13 protein-coding genes are annotated in these 18,168 nt (G+C 46.7%); 3 read left to right on the plus strand and 10 right to left on the minus strand.

Annotated features, from left to right (window positions below):
- Nucleotides 1-196: 196 nt before the first annotated feature.
- Together tnpB and tnpA are read right to left on the minus strand one after the other, a co-directional pair.
- Entirely contained in the window at nt 197-1,336 is a 1,140-nt protein-coding gene (gene tnpB / locus ISALK_RS07675; protein WP_160720870.1) for an IS200/IS605 family element RNA-guided endonuclease TnpB, read from the minus strand.
- A 10-nt stretch (nt 1,337-1,346) separates the two neighbouring features.
- Entirely contained in the window at nt 1,347-1,748 is a 402-nt protein-coding gene (gene tnpA / locus ISALK_RS07680) for an IS200/IS605 family transposase (RefSeq protein ID WP_160720874.1), read from the minus strand.
- Between the two features lie 321 nt (nt 1,749-2,069).
- Here tnpA and ISALK_RS07685 point away from each other — a divergent pair, with 321 nt between their 5' ends.
- Both ISALK_RS07685 and ISALK_RS07690 read left to right on the plus strand, forming a co-directional pair.
- Entirely contained in the window at nt 2,070-2,213 is a 144-nt protein-coding gene (locus ISALK_RS07685) for a hypothetical protein (protein WP_160720878.1), read from the plus strand.
- Between the two features lie 391 nt (nt 2,214-2,604).
- Nucleotides 2,605-2,757 carry a hypothetical protein gene (locus tag ISALK_RS07690; RefSeq protein WP_160720880.1) on the plus strand — a complete coding sequence of 51 codons (153 nt, stop codon included), beginning with the start codon at nt 2,605-2,607 and terminating at the stop codon, nt 2,755-2,757.
- 277 nt (nt 2,758-3,034) lie between these two features.
- On the opposite strand, the gene ISALK_RS15350 is transcribed toward ISALK_RS07690, so the two are convergent.
- From ISALK_RS15350 to ISALK_RS07710, 4 genes are all read right to left on the minus strand, one after another.
- Entirely contained in the window at nt 3,035-4,645 is a 1,611-nt protein-coding gene (locus tag ISALK_RS15350; protein ID WP_160720883.1) for a sensor histidine kinase, read from the minus strand.
- Complete coding sequence (locus tag ISALK_RS07700; protein ID WP_160720886.1) at nt 4,642-5,349, minus strand: response regulator transcription factor; 708 nt, start codon at nt 5,347-5,349, stop codon at nt 4,642-4,644. Before ISALK_RS07700 ends, ISALK_RS15350 begins: the two co-directional genes overlap by 4 nt.
- 319 nt (nt 5,350-5,668) lie before the next feature.
- Nucleotides 5,669-7,363 (minus strand): S-layer homology domain-containing protein, encoded by a 1,695-nt coding sequence (locus ISALK_RS07705; RefSeq protein WP_160720888.1) that lies wholly within the window; start codon nt 7,361-7,363, stop codon nt 5,669-5,671.
- Between the two features lie 121 nt (nt 7,364-7,484).
- The gene (locus ISALK_RS07710; RefSeq protein WP_160720890.1) at nt 7,485-7,634 is read right to left on the minus strand and encodes a type I restriction endonuclease subunit S; all 150 of its coding nucleotides are present in this window, start codon (nt 7,632-7,634) and stop codon (nt 7,485-7,487) included.
- A gap of 812 nt (nt 7,635-8,446) precedes the next feature.
- Here ISALK_RS07710 and ISALK_RS07715 point away from each other — a divergent pair.
- Nucleotides 8,447-9,790, plus strand: a complete 1,344-nt coding sequence (locus tag ISALK_RS07715; RefSeq protein WP_160720892.1) for a CoA-disulfide reductase — start codon at nt 8,447-8,449, stop codon at nt 9,788-9,790.
- Between the two features lie 82 nt (nt 9,791-9,872).
- Here ISALK_RS07715 and ISALK_RS07720 read toward each other — a convergent pair whose 3' ends face one another.
- The 4 genes from ISALK_RS07720 to ISALK_RS07735 form a co-directional block, all read right to left on the minus strand.
- Entirely contained in the window at nt 9,873-11,705 is a 1,833-nt protein-coding gene (locus tag ISALK_RS07720) for a nucleoside-diphosphate sugar epimerase/dehydratase (protein WP_236660322.1), read from the minus strand.
- Nucleotides 11,706-12,477: 772 nt separating this feature from the next.
- Nucleotides 12,478-13,788 (minus strand): glucose-6-phosphate isomerase, encoded by a 1,311-nt coding sequence (locus ISALK_RS07725; RefSeq protein WP_160720898.1) that lies wholly within the window; start codon nt 13,786-13,788, stop codon nt 12,478-12,480.
- Nucleotides 13,789-13,800: 12 nt separating this feature from the next.
- Nucleotides 13,801-15,507: a phospho-sugar mutase gene (locus ISALK_RS07730; RefSeq protein WP_160720901.1), complete on the minus strand. Its 1,707-nt coding sequence runs from the start codon at nt 15,505-15,507 to the stop codon at nt 13,801-13,803.
- 319 nt (nt 15,508-15,826) lie between these two features.
- Nucleotides 15,827-18,022 (minus strand): penicillin-binding transpeptidase domain-containing protein, encoded by a 2,196-nt coding sequence (locus ISALK_RS07735; protein ID WP_160720904.1) that lies wholly within the window; start codon nt 18,020-18,022, stop codon nt 15,827-15,829.
- Nucleotides 18,023-18,168 lie beyond the last annotated feature (146 nt).

Below are 18,168 nucleotides of genomic sequence, written 5' to 3' on the forward strand. Positions count from 1 at the left end.
AGTTTTTGTCATCTCTAGATGACAAAAACTCCGTCCCGCTGTCATCCTTTTCTTACTCATTGTAACTTGAACCTCTCATTACTGAAGTCATAAGATTCTTGGGAACAGAGCGTACTTGTAAGCCTATTTCTTTACTTACAGCGGTTTCTCTTCTTTACCAAGCTATCCCCGTAGTACCTACGGTTTTGGATACTATTTAAGCTTGCGCTTGTATTCGTAGACCTTCCTTCAAAATATTTTTACTGGCATTGATATCCCGATCATGATGGGCCTCACAAATTGGACAAGTCCACTCCCGGATATTAAGGGGTTTCTTGCCGTCCTTGTGCCCACAGGCTGAACAAATTTGACTCGATGGGAACCATGGGTCCACTTTGATGACTTCCCGACCATACCAGTCTGCTTTGTACTGTAACCGGTTCACAAAACCGGACCAGGATACGTCGGAAATGCTTTTCGCCAGTTTATGATTACGGAGCATCCCTTTCGTGTGTAAGTCTTCAATACAGATTATATCGTGGCTTTTGATAATTTCTGTACTCAACTTATTCAGAAAGTCGCTCCGTTGATTCATTACTTTTTCGTGCAACCGGGCAACCTTGCATTTTTGTTTCTGATAATTTTTTGCTTCAAAAATATTGATTCCTTTCTCTTTAGCCAGGTGTCCACGTCTCGACAACTTACGCTGTTCCCGTTGTAATTTCTTTTCCATTTTAGACGTGAATTTATGGTTATCGATCTTTTGCCCGTCAGAAAGAACGGCAAAATCTGTAATACCAAGGTCCACTCCAATCGCGGAATTGGTCTTCGGTAGCGGCTGAATTTCTTCTTCGCAAAGGAGAGAAACAAAGTATTTACCGCCGGCATTTTTTCGGATGGTTGCATTCAACACCCGGCCCTTAGGATCTTGACTTTTCCGAAACTTCACAAGGCCTAACTTGGGTAATTTAATGGAGTGATGAACGATTCTGATACTGTTGTTCAAATTTTTTGTTGTATAGCTTTGAACCGGGTTCTTTTTACTTTTAAACTGCGGTGGGTTATTTTGTTTCTTGAAAAAACGGGAAAAAGCATCGGAAAGATTTTTTGCAGAGGACTGAAGAGAAATGCTATCCGCTTCCTTTAACCAAAGGGTCCCTTCATTCTTTTTCATTTGAGGAATCATTGCTGAGCAGGCATGATAGGTTAACCCTTTACCGGTTGCAGCATAGGCTTCATTCCACAAACGTAAAAAATGATTGTAGACAAATCGAGAACATCCCATGGTTTTAGCAATTAAGATCTCCTGCTCCCAATTCGGATAGATTCGAAATTTATAGGCTTTGTGGCGTAGCACAACTTTCCCCTCATTTCTTTTTTTGACTTTTTATGTAACTACGGATCTGTTCTTCCGTATGCTCACTGTCAGTCGCTACAAAGTAGCTGGGATTCCATAAGTGGCCACCCCAGAGGCGTTGCTTAAGCTCCGGATGTTTTTTAAACAGTAATCTGGCGGATACCCCTTTAAATGCTTTAACGATACTGGGAATAACGTGCTGTGGCTTACAGTCGATCAGTAAATGGATGTGATCTTTATCGGATTCCATTTCAATAATTAGAATATCATTATCTACAGCGATTTTCCGTAATAACGCTTTAACATCTGCATCAATTTCTCCGTGTAAAATATCATGACGATATTTTACACACCAAACCAAATGGTACTGAATAGAATAGACGTATCCACGCCCGTAATGCATGGTAGCCATGGGAATCACCTCTATTTAATTATAACATATGTAAGTGCTGAATACTATCGTAAATAGGCTGTTTAATGGTTCGATTAAACAAAATATTACGGTTGTTATCCATCGCTACAGCGATGCCACAACCGAAGCCGATTCATCTACACGACTAAAGTCACGAGTATTCTCGGCTATTTGATAAATTTTAAAAAAAATTTCAATCGACATAACCATGACATAATTTCCTGTTAGTATTAGAACCATAATAAGTCACTGACTCAATAGCTGTCATCACTTATTCCCTTTTATTGATAAAGGCAAAATATTTAAAGGAGGTATTCATGTATGAGTCTTAAGAAATTATTAGCAGCAGGAATCCTTAGTTTAGCCTTAGTCGGTTTTGTTGGATGCGGGGAAGCAGAAGACATCGACCCTGAAGAGATGCCGGAAGAAGAAGTACCGGCAGAAGATGAAGGCGTAGATGATTAAACACAGCGAACAGTAACTTATTAAAGATGGACAAACTGTAACTTTTTCTTTACTTTCATTCTCCTTAATGAAATAAAAGTTGTAAACCCTTGGAGCTCTCCCCTCCGGGGGTTTTCATTTTTTGCGGTTGTTTTTTGTTTTGCCGGTTGTTTTTTGTTTTGCCGGTTGTTTTTTGTTTTGCCGGTTGTTTTTTGTTTTGCAAGGTTGTTTCGAAGAATTATTTCCCAGGGATATGCAGAAATATCACCTTATTTTTGTAGAGATATTTCCATGTCCCAAATATTACATTTCCGAAATAATTTACAATTTTGACATTTCAGTGACATAAATTAATGATAGACTTTCTTTAACATGTATTTCAAATTAATTAAATTAAAGGAGGAATCCCGAAATGAAACTTAATATTAAGAAAATGATTATTGCAGGCGTACTTAGTTTAGCTTTGTTAGGATTCGTAGGCTGTGAAAGTGAAAATGATATTGATCCCGATGAGGCTTTCAACGGAGACCCGATAGAGGAAGAGGAAGAAGATTTTGACGATTAAGTCCTCCTGAGTTTTTATGTGTGCTATAGATACTGCGAAAGATACTGTGAAAGATACTGTGAAAGATACTGCGAACTAAATACTATGTAGCAAAAAAGATGAAATCCTTTCAAGGGAAAGGGCTTCATCTTTTTTTATATTTTTTTGCGTATTTTACTTATCGTATTTTGCGTATCGTATTTTGCCTATCTGTCTATTCGGCTATTCGGCTATTCTCCTTGCCAACCGTTTGTAACTCCCTTATAACTTCCTTGTTAAGGGGGCAGATTTTGAGTCCTTAATTCTTTGGAGCCTCCACTGCAATATGGGCGCCCATCAAGAAGCCTTGACCTCTGGAATCTTCAAGATCCTTATCTTTTTCATAGGGTCGAATCACCATCTCGCCCTCGTACTCCCCTAAATTGTAACGATCCACCCGGGAGCGGGCCTGAATTTCCTTTCTTCTGGCTTCCTTTCCCTCCTGGGTCAAGGACAGAATGCTGATGTCCCCTCCATGGGCATCCATGATGTGTTTGCTGATGGTAAGGCCCAGTCCGAAACCTGTGGTCCGCTTCCGACTTTTATCCCCTTTATAAAACCGCTCGTAGACGAAGGGAATCTCCTCAGGACGAATTCCCGGACCGCTGTCAATTACCTCTATGGAAAATTTGTCTCCCCGATCCCTCAGCTCCAGGCGAATGGCCCCTTCCCGGGGCGTAAAGCGAATGGCATTATTTAATACATTGATTAAAACCTGTTTCATACGGATTCGATCCACATAACCGTGCACCTCCGATTGAAGTTCTTCAATCAATTGAATGTTCTTTCTTTCAAAATCGAAATGCAGCTGCATCAGAACCTCTTTGACCAACTTCTCCAGGTTGACCCATTCTTTGTTTAGATGGGACACTTTTTTCTCAAAACTGGACAGTTCCAAGAGCTCATTGGTAAGCTTCCCCAGCCGTTTGGTTTCATCCAGGGCCACTCCCAGGTATTGTTCCGCATCCTCTTTTTCAATCACCCCGTCCAGAATCCCCTGGATAAAGTTTTGCACCGTGGTAATGGGGGTTTTCAATTCATGGGACACATTGGCTATCAGATCCTTCCGGATCTCTTCTAAGTTTCGAATTTTATAGGCCATGGAATTAAGAGAAATCGCCAGATCACTGACTTCGTCATTCCCTTTTACGTCAAGTCGATGACCGTATTCCCCATCGGATATTTTCTGGGCCACGTTCCGCATATCCACTAAGGGCCGGGTAAAGCGTTTCGAGAAAAAGTATAACAGCAGGGTTACGGGAATGGTAATCCCGGAAAAGGTGAGCATAATAATCCGGTTAATCTGCTGGGTTAATAATTGAACATTGGCGATGGGAGTATAAATAAGAATTTCTCCAAAGCGCTGTCCCTCTTCCAGAAGGGGGACAGCCACCGTAAGCATTTGAACGTACTCGTCCTCTTCCTCGCTCTCAAACTGGGCGGTGAAATACTGTCGGACGGGATTTTCCAAGGAGGGGGTGGGACGATTGGACTGTATCGGCAGCCTTCCGATGTTTCCGATGCCCATAATATCCGAGGTATCATCAAAGATAATGGATACATCCACATTTTCCGCCTGCTGCATCACATTCAACGTTTCCATAAAATGTTCCACACTGATGACCCCGCCCTCTAACTGGTCATACATACGGCTTACCCTTAACGCTTCCCGTTCCAATACGCTTCTTCGCTGTTCAATGATCTGTTGCTGCATAAACTGACTGGTTATATAAGCGATCAAAAATAGACTGATAATCAGGATTAAAAAGTAAGTCACCATCATTTTTTGAAAGATGGATTTTCGAAATCCGTTTTCTGTCCAAAACCGATCTTTAATTTTTTTGATAACATTTTCCATCACATTTCTCACTGCTTGTCCACCTCAAATTTATAGCCGACACCCCAAACCGTGGCGATATTCCAGGAAGCTTCTTTCTTAGGGCTTAACCGTTGCCGCAGGCGCTTAATGTAGAGGTCCACCACCCGGTCCTCTCCTTCAAAATCCCATCCCCAGATATTTTCGATCAGCTCTGTCCGGGAAAAGACCCGGTTGGGGTATTCCATCAAATATTTTAAAAGCTGGGCTTCTCTTCGGGGAATCTCCACGGACACTCCGTCCAGGGACACCTCAAAGGCATCTTTGTTAAAAATCAAAGTATCATAGGCCAGGCGCTGCTCCCCGCCCCCTTTGTTTTCCTCCCGGTCCAGCTTCCGTCTTCGTAAATTCGCCGATACCCGGGCCATCAGCTCTCGAACATCAAAGGGTTTGGGAATGTAGTCGTCGGCACCGATATCCAGGCCTTTAATCTTTTCATCCTGCTCTCCCCTGGCGGTGAGCATAACAACGGGTACATTACTGTTTTCCCGAACTTTTCGGCAAATTTCATAGCCGTCCATCCCGGGAAGCATTAAATCCAACACGATCAGATCATAGGCCTTCTTTAAAAAAGCCTCGTAGCCCGCTTTTCCGTCGGCTTCCTTATCCACTTCATAGCCTTCCTTTTTCAGATAAAGACTGACAATTTCCGATATATTCGGGTCATCCTCCACGAGTAAGATTTGTTTTTTTCCCATTTCTTCCCTCCCTTTCCCATGCTTTTTTAGCGGCTGCTGTTGAACTTATTTTTCCCAGGCCGGATTCGACTCCCGCTTACTATTGCTGAAAATTTTATTTAGTATTATGTTTCATTATAAGTATTAATTATGTCATCAGTATATCATACCTTTTCAGAATACGGCCACCGATTCTCTTAAACCTTTCTCCTTAGCCGGTCTCGAGAACCTTCAACGACTGAGTTTCCCGGTGTGTTCCACCAGGGCCTGGGGATATTAACTTTCCCAATAAAAAAGAACGCCGACCCTCTCCGCCGACGTTCCTTGATTTTCCTCGGGGTTATGCCCCTTCATTTTCATAGAACCAACGATGGCTGAAATCTCTATGTTCATAATCCCAAATCATCTCTAAATAAGGGAACCAGACAAAATAGGTGCCATCGGAGCCTTCCCCTATGGGATCCTCTTCGATGCGATTATCCTGGTACTTTTGGGGAAACTCCTCCAAACCGGAGTCCTCATAAATCAGATAGGCGTTAACGTCCTTCTCGTAAAAGTCCGACATCTCCCGGATGATATATCCGTACAGTGTTCGGAGGTCCTCCCGGTATCCTTCTTGAATCACCCTTCGAAGCTTTTCAGAGTTTTCCCCGTCCACATAATATCGGAGGTTTAATTCTTCTTCATCGGATCCTCGGGATATTTCGATGTTTTCAAACTCCACAATTTGGTCCCCAAGTTCAAAGTGATTATAGTCTTTCATCAAATAGGCTTCATAATCTTCAAAGTCCTTGTTTACAGAACTTGTTGCCGTAACTTTCACAACTTCACTTTTAGGGGAACGGATTCCATCCACCACGGCACGTACCCGGTAGTAATAGGTCTGACCTTCCGTAAGTCCCGTGACTTTGAGGGAATAATCCTCATCCCAATATACTTTTAGAGGCCGTCCGTTTCGATCACTGAATGCGTGGAATGGTCCGTCTTCCGACAACGCTTCATACACATGATAGTATTCCCCGTCTTCCACAGGCTCCCAGCCGATTTTTGCTTCTCCTTGATGTTCCTCGGCAAATACGCCGGTAGGGGCTTCCAGGCCTTCGCTGTACCGGTCATAACTCTCTACCCATTGCCGGGTATTATTCCAAAGGGCTTTAATTTCCCCCTCCACTATCTGTTTTTCAGGATTCACTTTGTTCTCGTCTCTTCTGGGAAGGATCTCATAGTAATCCATAAAGGCCACAGCTTCATAGGCATAGTTATCGATACGCTCCACATCTTCTGCAATCAGCTCTAAATCCCCGTCAGGGTACGGTCGGTCCAACGCTCTAAGGATTCGATAAAAGGTATGGGCTCCTTCTTGACGGGTAATACCCCGATCCGGATCAAACTTGCCATCTTCCTCATCAGAAACGATTCCCAGATTATAGGCCTTCAGCACCCAGGTGCTTTGCGTATCTTCAAAGGTTTCCTCCCAGGCCGGCGTGGCTTCCTGGCCGGATAATTGCTCATAAAACAGCACGGATAATTTCGCCAGATCTCTTCTTGTGAGATCCTCTTCTATCTCCTGTAAAAAAACATCCATGGTATCGGAGAAACCTAAGTCTCCCCAGACAATGGTTTCCTCTTCATCATTGCCGTTGCCATCGCTGTTGCCATCGCTGTTGCCATCGCTGTTGCCATCGCCGTTGTTGCCGTTCTCAGAATCCTTATCCTTCTCTTCATCCTTCGACTCCTGAGAGTCTTCGCTTTCTGAAGCGTTGGAATCCTGATCCCCGGCGTTTTCTTCAGACTCCCGGTCCTCTTGATCCTCTTCATCGGATGTGCCCTCGGGATCTTCTAGTTCCGGTTCCTTCGGTTCTTCGTCCCGGTCCAGCGGTTCCTCGGGATTTTTTTCTCCCGTATGTTGCTCGCTGCCTCCGATAGACCCGGAGTTCCCTTCTTCTCCCCGGTCTCCGAAAAGATTTAATGCCGCTACCGGTACCATCGCCAATATCAAGACTGTGACCCCGATAATCAACAACTTTTTTTTCATAGCATCTCCCCCGTTTTCCCTTTATAACCCTTTAGACGGATATCTTCCCAAATTAGTTCCCTTAAAATACGATTGTTTTCCCTGAAATGCTCATTTGTTTTCTGAAATACTATCCCAAATACTAAAGATCTATTTCCAGCCCCACGGGGCAATGGCCACTGCCGTAAATCCCGGGATAAATCTTCCCGTCCTCTAATCGATCTTCCAAAGCTTTGGATACGATAAAGTAATCAATCCTCCAGCCAATGTTCCGGTCCCTTGAAGGTCTCATAAAAACCTTTCTTTACTGCGGCTCGCAGGCCGTTCACATTCCATGAAATCAGTCGCATGGTTTTGCTCCTTATCTGTATGGTATTCTAAATTCAGTAACTTTTCAATATGTACATATTACCCATTTTTCATCTAAATAAAAGGGTTTGTTGGAAATTAAGGCCTTTGACTCATAAGGATTTTTGCCGGTTGATCCTGGGCGGGTGATGCCGGTAGGTTTATTCCAAGGGGGCTCTTCACAGGTGGTATGCTTTTCAATCCAATGATTAATCTATTTTCATATTGGGTATGAATAATTGCAAGGTATTACCATGAATACTCCCACCACTTAATTTCTACGAAATTTGACGTGGGGCTTTCCGGGATGTCGACTCAATGCATGACGATTAACCACCGGTGGAGTTGACACGTTGGTGTGCTAATGACACCCAACCCCGCTATCCCATTGGTTTTCCCTTTGGGAGTACGTTTACTGTGCTCTTGACGTTGAAGATTTTACGCGACAGACGTCTTTCCTGTCACAACCTCTTATCTTCAGTTTTCAAAGAACAGTGAGTACAATTATATTTCACCCTACAAACTTGTTTTTAAACAAAATAAAACCGCCAATTCACCTCCCACCTAAAGGCTATGGCGTTTTGAGGAGGGAGTCCTCTTGACTGTAATGATAGAATAATACATATTTGAAATTACGTCAACCATTTTCTTTTTTGCTTTTATCCGTCATCATCATTGAAATATAAAGTTTTCCCCATGTTTTCTGATGAAATACCAAATAAAAATCAGTACCAAGTCCTAGAAGGAGGTTGAGATATGAAAAAAGAAGTTGTCATTATCGGAGGGGTTGCTGCAGGAATGAGCTGTGCGGCGAAGCTTCAACGGGAAGACCCGGAGACTCGAATCACGATCTTCGAAAAAGGTCCTCACATTTCCTACGGAGCCTGCGGCCTTCCCTATTACATCGGAGATTTAATTAAAGACCCCGGGAAATTAATTGTTCGAACCCCCGAGGATTTTAAAGAAAAAAGGGTGGATGTTCATATTCACCATCAGGTCCTGCAAGTGCATCCATCGAAAAAAACTGTTACAGTGAAGGATTTGGACAAGAATGAAACCTTTGAAAAATCCTACGACACCCTGCTGATTTCCACCGGCGCCGCTCCCATTACACCGAAATTTATGGAGGAGGCTCCGAAAAACGTATTCACCCTTCGGGATATTCCCGACGGCAAAAGAATCAAAGAAGCGGCCTTGCTTTCCGAGGTAAAAAACATCGTCATCGTTGGAGGCGGCTACATCGGCTTAGAGCTGGTGGAGTCCTTTCACTCCCTGGGGAAAAACGTTACCCTGATCAATCGTTCCGGGAAGATTATGAAAACCTACGATGAAGAAATCCGGGAAATTCTTTTAGATGAACTGGAAGACAAAAATATCAACCTGCATTTATCCGATAACGTAGAGGGTTTCAAAAGCAATGCCCATGGTTACGTAACCCACGTGGTAACGGATCAGAAAGCCTATGAAGCGGATCTTGTGGTGATGGCCATCGGTGTGGCTCCCGGCACGAAGTTTTTGGAAAACACGGGAATCCAAACCCTCGAAAACGGTGCCATCATCACCAACAACCGGATGGAGACCAACCTGAAAGACGTCTACGCCGCCGGGGACTGTGCCTCGGTACACCATAAACTTCTGGATATGCCGGTACACATCCCCCTGGCCACCCACGCCAGTAAGCAGGGACGGATTTTAGCGGAAATCCTCGCCGGCAAGGATAAAACCTTCCCCGGCGCCCTGGGAACCTCCGTGGTAAAGATCCTGGACCTTACTTTAGCCCAAACCGGTCTCAATGAAAAACAGGCAAGGGACCACGGGTACAATTTCCAGTCCAACTTTATCAAAGCCCCTCACCGGGCCGGCTACTATCCCGACAACAGTCCCGTATATATCAAATACATTTTTGATAAGGACTCCAAAGTCTTACTAGGAGCCCAGCTGGCAGGCACCAAAGGGGTTGCCCACCGGATCAACACCTTGGTGTTGGCCATAGACCAGGGCCTTACCCTAGAGGACATCCTGCTGTCGGACTTCGCCTACGCCCCGCCCTTCTCGGGAACCTGGGACGCTCTGCAGGTGGCGGCAAAGGCTTCTTTATAACTTCATTGAAAATCAAAAAGTGTACCAGGGGGTCCGACCCTCTGGTACATTTTTGCCCTTATGCCGGTGTTTTCGTTTTCGGTTAATTCGCTGTTTGCTTATAAGTCGGAACGATTTTTCCCATATATCCTTTAATTTCTCCGCCGTCCTTATCCAAGGTTTCCCAAAGAATATCCAGCTCCCGTTGCAGGAACTTAAAGTCCGTATACATGGGTTTTCCCACAAAGATCTTTTCGTGACAGGTATCTTCCAGGCCTTCCCCGTCAAGCAGAAGCTCTTCGTAAAGTTTTTCTCCGGGACGCAGACCCACCACCTTGATTTCAATATCCACATCCGGCTCAAAGCCTGACAGTCGGATCAGGTTTCGGGCGAGGTCAATGATTTTCACCGGCTCTCCCATATCCAGTACGAAAATCTCGCCTCCCTTGGCCATGGAACCGGTTTGAACCACCAGCTGCACCGCCTCGGGGATGGTCATAAAGTAACGGGTAACCTCTTCATGGGTCACCGTCACGGGACCGCCTTTTTCAATCTGCTCTTTGAACAGCGGAATGACACTGCCGTTGCTTCCCAGTACATTCCCAAAACGCACGGCGATAAACTCCGTATTGCTTTCCTTATCCAGAGCCTGAATGACCATTTCCGCCACCCGTTTTGAAGCCCCCATAATATTGGTGGGATTTACGGCTTTATCCGTGGAGATCAGCACAAACCGCTCCGTTCCGTACTTATCCGCACATTCCGCCACGTTCCGGGTGCCGAATATATTGTTTTTGACCGCCTCCTGAGGATTATCCTCCATCAAGGGCACATGCTTATGGGCGGCGGCGTGAAAGACCACCTGGGGTTTATGGGTCGCAAAAATCTCATCCATACGTTCCTTCTCTCGCACCGAGGCGATGATCGTAAACAGATCCACTTCAGGATAAGTGCTTCGAATTTCATTTTGAATGGCATAGGCATTGTTCTCATAGTTGTCCAGTATCAACAGCTTTTTCGGTTGGATCGCCGCAATTTGACGACAAAGTTCGGAACCGATGGATCCCCCTCCCCCGGTAACTAACACCACCCGATCTTTGATATAACCTTGAATTCCTTCCATGTCCAACTTAACAGGCTCCCGGCCCAGCAGGTCGTCAATTTTAACCTCCCGGATGGCTTGAATGGAAACCTCTCCGTCGATCAGCTCCGAAAGTCCCGGAACAATTTTTAGCTTGCATTTGGTCTTATTGCATTCTTCAATAACTCCCCGGATCTCCTGGCGCTGCATGGAGGGGATGGCAATAATAATCTCATCGATGCGGTATTTTTCCACGACTTTTTTAATATGATACCGGTCCCCTACTACAGGAACTCCATTAATTCTTGCTCCGTATTTTTCATCATTATCATCGATTACCGCGACGGGAATACTGTTCAGTTCTTTATGATTTCTGAGCTCTTTGATGACCTGGGCTCCTGCTTCTCCCGCACCGATGATCAAACTTCGTTTCTGCTTTATTTGCCCTTTTTTCTTGAAACCCTTATCCCCCATACGATCTCTTAGACTTCTGCTTGCCCGGAAGCTGAAACGCAGACCGCCGATCAGGGCAATGTCCAGCAGTACCACAATGGCAAAAATACTTCGGGGCAGGGGATCCTGAGTTAAGAACATATAACTGACCACAGCGGTGTTTGCCACAACCGTGGTTCCTACAATCTGTAACACTTCATAAATTGAAGCGTATTTCCACAGATTTTTGTATAGCCCGAAGATGTAATAAATCACCAGTTTAATCAAGGTGATGGTTACAATATTGCTCAAATAGATCTCGAAGTGGCGCTGGGCCACATTGCTGATGAAAAAACTTCCTTCAAACCGTAATAAAAAAGCTATAATAAAGGAAATATTTATAATTGCCGCATCTCCCAGCATAATCAGCGCCGGTATCAATTTCTTCTTTTTCAACACTTTACCCACTCCTATCCCCTGTATCTTAAAAATCTCCATAACTTTCTATTCTATCAATATACTATATTTTTCCTACTTGATGCAACTTTTTTTCCTGCTGCTGATAAAAGATTACCTCAAGCTTCGCTGCGGGTCTGTCTTCGCTGTGGTTCTGTCTTCGCTGTGCGTCTGTCTCCCCTGCGAGTCTGTCTCTCCTGCGGGTCTGTCCAGAGACGAAAACTTCTTTTTTCCTCTTTTTAAGATGTGCGCAATGCTTGAAAGCGGTTGCAGGAAGTTTGCCAGTTCCTATTCACTTGAAATATTTCTTTTATTGTAATATTTCTTTGTTCCCCATTAGGCTCAGCCCCGGGTTATATAGGATTTAGACGAAGAGGATGGCACAGAGGTTCCCGGTGTGGGAATTACTGTTTTCCAGCCTAAAAATATATAACCTTTGACTATATGATTTTACCGAGGGACTTTTAAAACAAAGGGAGGCTTGAAAATTCGAAAGACCTTAAAAACGGCTGCCCTTCGCAAGTAACGACCTGCATAGGACAACCGCCGATTCATTTTTCCCGCTGAAACCAAGGCTTCAGAAGACTTCCGTTTTACGGATGATATTAGATAATATTAGATAATATTAGATGATATTGGGCTGCGGGAGACGGCAATGACGATGCTGAGGATGACAAAAACTCCGTCCCGCTGTCACCCTCGATGCCGGAGATGACAAAAACTCCGTCCCGCTGTCATCTTATTGGGGTTTGCCCAGGAGGCGGAACATGTTCTTTTTGTAGGCCTCTACCCCGGGCTGGTCGAAGGGGTTTACCCCTAGGAGGTAGCCGCTGAGGCCGCAGGCTTTCATGAAGAAATAGACCATGTAGCCGAAATAATAGGCATCCAGTTTCGGCAGGGTCAGGATCATGCCGGGGACCTCTCCCTCATAATGAGCGGCCAGGGTTCCCTGCAGGGCCTTTTCGTTGATTTCACCCAGGGTTTTTCCCGTAAGATAGTTCAGGCCGTCCAGGTTCTTATGATCCTTTGCGATGGTGGTTTCTGCTTCCTCGTCTTCCACCCGCAGGACGGTAACAAAGAGGGTGCGCTCTCCCTCCTGGATATATTGCCCCATGGAGTGGAGATCCGTGGTAAAATTCAGGGTTGCGGGGAAAATGCCTTTTCCCTCTTTTCCTTCGCTTTCTCCGAAGAGCTGTTTGAACCACTCCCCGAAATAGGTTAGACGGGGATCAAAATTGGCCAGGATCTCAATCTTTTTTCCTTTTCCATAGAGGATATTTCGGTATACGCTGTACTGATAGCAGGGATTTTTCTTAATTTCCGGCTCCAACAGTTGGGCGTAGGCATCCTTGGCGCCTTTGACGATATCCTCCACGTTGATTCCCGCCACGGCCATGGGCAGCATACCCACAGGGCTCAGCACCGAGTACCGGCCGCCGATATCATCGGGGACGATGAAGGTTTCATAGCATTCCTTGTCCGCCAGCTCCTTTAGAGCGCCTTTTTCCCGGTCTGTGGTGGCCACAATCCGTTTCGCCGCTTCCTTTTTTCCGTAGCGGTTTTCCATATAGTTTTTCAATATCCGAAAGGCCACCGCCGGCTCCGTTGTGGTTCCGGATTTGGAGATGATGTTAATGCTTACTTCCCCCTCTTCCAGGACCTGGAGCAGTTCTTCCAGGTACCGGCCGCTTAAGTGATGTCCGGCAAAATATACCCTGGGCCCCTCGCCTCGGAGCTTTTCGGAATCGTTGTAAAAGAAGGGGGTGAGCATTTCAATCCCCGCCTTCGCCCCTAAATAGGAGCCGCCGATGCCCACCACCAGGAAAATATCCGTGTTTTCCCGTAGTCTTTTTGCGGTTTCTTGTACCTTTTCAAGTTCCTCCATATCAAAATCCCGGGGCTGATTGACCCAGCCCACAAAATCATTGCCTTTTCCCATCTCATTGTGAAGGTCGTAATGGGCCTTTTCCACCGGATCTTCCCAATCGAATAATTCTTCTTCCCCGATCATGTTTTTTAAGTATCCTGCATCCAACGATATTTTTTCCATAGGTCACCTCGCTTATAAATTATCCTCTACCATTTCTCGCGTACCGTCCATAATGTGCTTCAGGGTTTTTCGGCTTTCCTTTAGGGAATTCTCCTTTACCCCGCCGTAAATTTTTAACTTCGGCTCGGTTCCCGAGGGTCTTAACACCATCCAGGCATCATCCTCCAGGAAGAATTTCACCACATTGGCCCTTGGCAGCCCGGTATCATCAGCGGCGTAGTCCACGGTTTTAAGGACTTTCTTTCCCCCGACCTGCTGCAATCCTTCTTTTCTGAAGGTCTCCAGTACTTTTTGAATTTTTTCCAGTCCTTCTTTTCCTTCCAGCTTAATGGAGTGAAGATCTTCCTGGTAGTATCCGTATTCCTCGTAGAGCATTTCCAACACATCCACCAGGTTTTTCCCCTTAGTTTTGTAATAGGCGGCCATTTCCGTCAGCAACATAGAGGCCACCACCGCATCTTTATCCCTTACATAGGTCCCCGCCAGATAGCCGTAGCTTTCTTCGTAGCCGAAGAGGTAGGTTTTCTCGCCGGTTTGTTCATAGTGCTTGATTCGCTCGCCGATGTATTTAAAGCCAGTCAGGGTGTCTTCCGTAGCCACACCGAAGTTTTTGGCAATATCCACGCCCATTTCACTGGTAACGATGGTTTTGATCATCAAGGCATTTTCCGGAAGTTCCCCCTTTTCCTTTTTGGTCGCTAACAGATCATAAAGAATCAAAGCACCGATCTGGTTTCCTGAGAGCAGCTGGGTTTCACCGTCGGTGTTTCGTACGATGGCGCCCACCCGATCTCCGTCGGGATCCGTGCCGAAAATCAGGTCCGCATTTTTTTCCTGCCCGAGTTTAAGTGCCAGTTCAAAAGCTTCTTTGTCCTCAGGGTTTGGGGATTTCACCGTGGGGAACTCTCCGTTGGGGGCCTGCTCTTCAGGAACGATATGCAGATTTTTCAGTCCCTGTTCTTTTAAAATCGTCTCCACGGGCCGGCTTGCGGTTCCATGAAGGGGGGTGAACACCGCGGCGAAATCCTTCGCCCGGGGGAAAATCCCTTGGTGGACGGATTCCTGTTTCACCCTTTCTAAGTAAGCCCGGTCCATTTTTTCACCGAGATATTCCAAGATGCCTTGTTCTATGGCAGCGTTTTCCTCTACGATTTCCGTATATTCCAAAGTGTTGATCTTTTCAATGGATTCGATGATCCCCTTGGCCCGTTCCGATGAAATCTGGGCACCATCTTCCCAGTACACCTTATAACCGTTATATTCGGGAGGGTTGTGGCTGGCGGTAATGACGATTCCCGAGATACAGTTTTTCTCCCGTAGGGCAAAAGACAGCTCCGGGGTGGTGCGAAGCCCTTCAAACAAGTAGGTTTTGATCCCCATGCCGGAAAGCACCAGAGCCGCCTCCTTGGCAAATTCCGGGGATTTTCGCCGGCAGTCGTAGGCAATGGCTACGCCCCGGTCCCGGGCCTCTTTTCCCTGGCCTCTAATATACAGGCCCAGGCCCTTGGTGGTTCTTCGAACCGTCAAATTGTTCATCCGGTTCGGTCCCGCACCGATGACTCCCCGAAGACCTGCGGTTCCGAATTCCAGGGAGGTGTAGAAGCGGTCTTCAATCGCCGCCTCCTGCCCCTGTATTTCCTTTAATTCCTTTTTTAGTTCCCCGTCCACTAATTCGCTATCCAGCCAGGCTTGGTATTCTTTTTTTACATGGTTTTCCATCTTCATTCCTCCCGTTTGTTCGTTCTACAGCTTTATCCCGTTTATTCGTTCTACAGCTTTGTGGGGTTTTTCCCTTTAATAATTATTAATTGATCCTGTTCTTTGATACCCGGATTCTTTTGACCTCCGGGCACTTGGTAATACCACCAAAGGCGGTAAACCTTCAGCAGTATTTTTGTATACCCCGAAAGCCGCGGTCCAAAACCCTTCCTGGAAACTTGGAAGGAAAAACTGATATTTAGTTTTATTACATTAATGAGATGATTGATGCCGGTTCAACACCTTGATGTGCTTCTATCAATAGCTGTGGCCTATCGGATTATTCCAGGGCTTCCCAAAACTCATGACTGAGCTCCAGGGCCACCCGACTTCCCCCTCGTCCTTCAGTGTTTTCAACCATGATCGTCAACAGTAAGTCCTCGGCTTCGTAATCAAAGCTGACAAACCATCCCAACAGTTCATCCCCCTCGGCCATGTAATCGGATTTCAGTTCCGCTGTACCGGTTTTCCCTGCCAGCTTTCGGCTATGACCCGGGTTTTCCCTATAAACGCTGCCGCTTTCCTCTTCCATAACCGCAATTAGGGCATCCCGTACGATGCCGATATTCTCTGGCGATCCGATGTTTTCCTGAAAGACTCGGGGACTGAATTCCCCGGAGTCTTCCGAAGGGTCGCCGGCTTCTTCTTCGTCGCCGGCTTCTTCGCTGTCGTCTGGGCTGTCACCGGCACTGTCTTCTTCGCTGTCTTCCCCGGCTTCGCCCTCCGGTTCCAGCTCCTGAGCCACATCCTGAAGAAACAGTCGCGGCGTCAGCATGTCCCCGTCATTTAAAAATATGGTAAACATGGCGGTCATATGCACCGGGGATACTTGAATCTGTCCCTGGCCGAAACCGGTATCCGCCAGTAAGGGCTCGCTGTTGATTCCCTCATTGGAAAGACTGGAAATATACATTGGAAACTCGAAGGGCACTTCCCGTCCGAATCCCAGCAGTTCTCCGTAGCGCTCCATGGCGTCGCCGCCCAGAGCCAGGGCCTGCTTGGCAAAATAGATATTATCCGAGTGGACCATTCCCCGGTGTAAATTCACATCGGTGATCCGGTCCGTCACCCGGGTTACCCGGTAGCCGCCCCACTGGCTGCTTTCCTGCCATTGAAGCCCTTCGATTTCGAAGGATTCCTCGGGGTCCAAGGTTCCTTCCTCAAGACCCATTACCGCGGTAAAGGCTTTAAAGATGGAGCCGGGAGCGTAGCGGTTCTGAAAGCGCCGGCTAAAGAGCTCCCCGGCGTCCTCCATTTCCGAGGCCCGGGGGTCCGGAAGCCCCAGGGTTCGAAGGTTCGAATCAAAGGCGGGCTCACTGCTGAGGGCCAGCACCTCTCCGGTTTTGGGATCCATCAACACCACGGCTCCTTTTTCCCCTTCCAGGGTTTCGGCTAAGGTTTGCTGCAGATCCAAATCGATGGTCAGATGAATGTCCTCCCCGTTCTTCGCTTCGGTTTCCGCTATGATCCGCTCATTTTCTCCATCTTCATCGGTTACCGTAATCCGGACACCGGGACTGCCCCGAAGGACTTCTTCGTAGGCCAGTTCCAGGCCGTTCTTCCCGATGGTGGAGGTGCTGGAGTAGCCCTCCCCTTCCCGGTCTTCCAGTTCCTCTGCGGTTATCGGGCCCACATGGCCGATTACATGGCCGGTGTACTCACCGCCGCCGTATTCTCTACCGTCGATTTCCGAGAGCAACACGCCGGAAATCTCCACCAGTTCCGAGACCCTAGGGTCTTCCATGCTGACCCGCTGCACCGGCGCCGCCCAGTCGGGACGGTCGGGATACTGCTTCGCCAAGGAGTCCACCCGGTCCCGGGACAGTCCCAGGACCGAAGCGAAAGCGTCCACGGTGCCCTCTAAGTCCTCAGTGGCCTCGGGCACAATGGAGGCCTGATAGACCCGGCCGTTTACGGCGAGCCCCCGACCTTCCCGGTCAAAGATTTCTCCCCGCTCCGGCGGATCCATAGAAACCCCGATTAGATCCTCGGGAGCTTCCATTCCCTTCAACAGATGAGCTGGTTCCCAAACCACTTCCCAGGGATTTTCCCGGTCCTCCCCGGTTGCTTCCTGTTCTGCAATTTCCATATTCTTAATCAAAGGGACCTCCGTGGTATACTCGATTTCCCCCGCCATGGAAGCCATCCGAACCTGCACTTCATAGGTCACCTCTTCCAGCTCTTCGAGGTCCATTTCTTCCCCGTCAAATTCCACAGCTTCATAACTAAAGGTTCTCTCCTCGATTTCCAAATCACTGTAAACCTTTTCGTATCGCTGAGAAAACTCCCATTCCTGCCGGTCTATCAGCTCCCGGGAATTATCCTCCAACAGTTGAAGCATCTCCGGATAATCTCCCTGCTCCCAGTGCTCTAAATAGGTCCCCAGTGGGTCTTCGGGACTCAAAGGCTCCTCTTCGGAACAACCGGATAAAATCAGGGCTGTAAAAATTATTCCTAGCAACCATGTTTTTTTCATTTACTCCCACTCCCTTATCACTTGATATCCCCTCTATTATAACATCATTTTCCCGGTTTGCAGAGCCCTCTAGCATCTCTGTCCTATTTTTTCATTTTCCTCTTCCCCAATCCTTAATTACCTGCTAAAATGAGAGAGTCCATGCT

Origin of the sequence: Isachenkonia alkalipeptolytica (assembly GCF_009910325.1) — a bacterium.
Classification (GTDB): Bacteria; Bacillota; Clostridia; order Peptostreptococcales; family T1SED10-28; genus Isachenkonia; species Isachenkonia alkalipeptolytica.

What these genes read in the sequence shown, in the direction of transcription:
- tnpA (WP_160720874.1), bottom strand. Translation starts at nt 1,748, where the DNA reads ATGGCTACCATGCATTACGGGCGTGGATACGTCTATTCTATTCAGTAC.
- ISALK_RS07685 (WP_160720878.1), top strand. Translation starts at nt 2,070, where the DNA reads ATGAGTCTTAAGAAATTATTAGCAGCAGGAATCCTTAGTTTAGCCTTA.
- ISALK_RS07690 (WP_160720880.1), top strand. Translation starts at nt 2,605, where the DNA reads ATGAAACTTAATATTAAGAAAATGATTATTGCAGGCGTACTTAGTTTA.
- ISALK_RS07700 (WP_160720886.1), bottom strand. Translation starts at nt 5,349, where the DNA reads ATGGGAAAAAAACAAATCTTACTCGTGGAGGATGACCCGAATATATCG.
- ISALK_RS07705 (WP_160720888.1), bottom strand. Translation starts at nt 7,363, where the DNA reads ATGAAAAAAAAGTTGTTGATTATCGGGGTCACAGTCTTGATATTGGCG.
- ISALK_RS07710 (WP_160720890.1), bottom strand. Translation starts at nt 7,634, where the DNA reads ATGAGACCTTCAAGGGACCGGAACATTGGCTGGAGGATTGATTACTTT.
- ISALK_RS07715 (WP_160720892.1), top strand. Translation starts at nt 8,447, where the DNA reads ATGAAAAAAGAAGTTGTCATTATCGGAGGGGTTGCTGCAGGAATGAGC.
- ISALK_RS07720 (WP_236660322.1), bottom strand. Translation starts at nt 11,705, where the DNA reads ATGCTGGGAGATGCGGCAATTATAAATATTTCCTTTATTATAGCTTTT.
- ISALK_RS07725 (WP_160720898.1), bottom strand. Translation starts at nt 13,788, where the DNA reads ATGGAAAAAATATCGTTGGATGCAGGATACTTAAAAAACATGATCGGG.
- ISALK_RS07730 (WP_160720901.1), bottom strand. Translation starts at nt 15,507, where the DNA reads ATGGAAAACCATGTAAAAAAAGAATACCAAGCCTGGCTGGATAGCGAA.
- ISALK_RS07735 (WP_160720904.1), bottom strand. Translation starts at nt 18,022, where the DNA reads ATGAAAAAAACATGGTTGCTAGGAATAATTTTTACAGCCCTGATTTTA.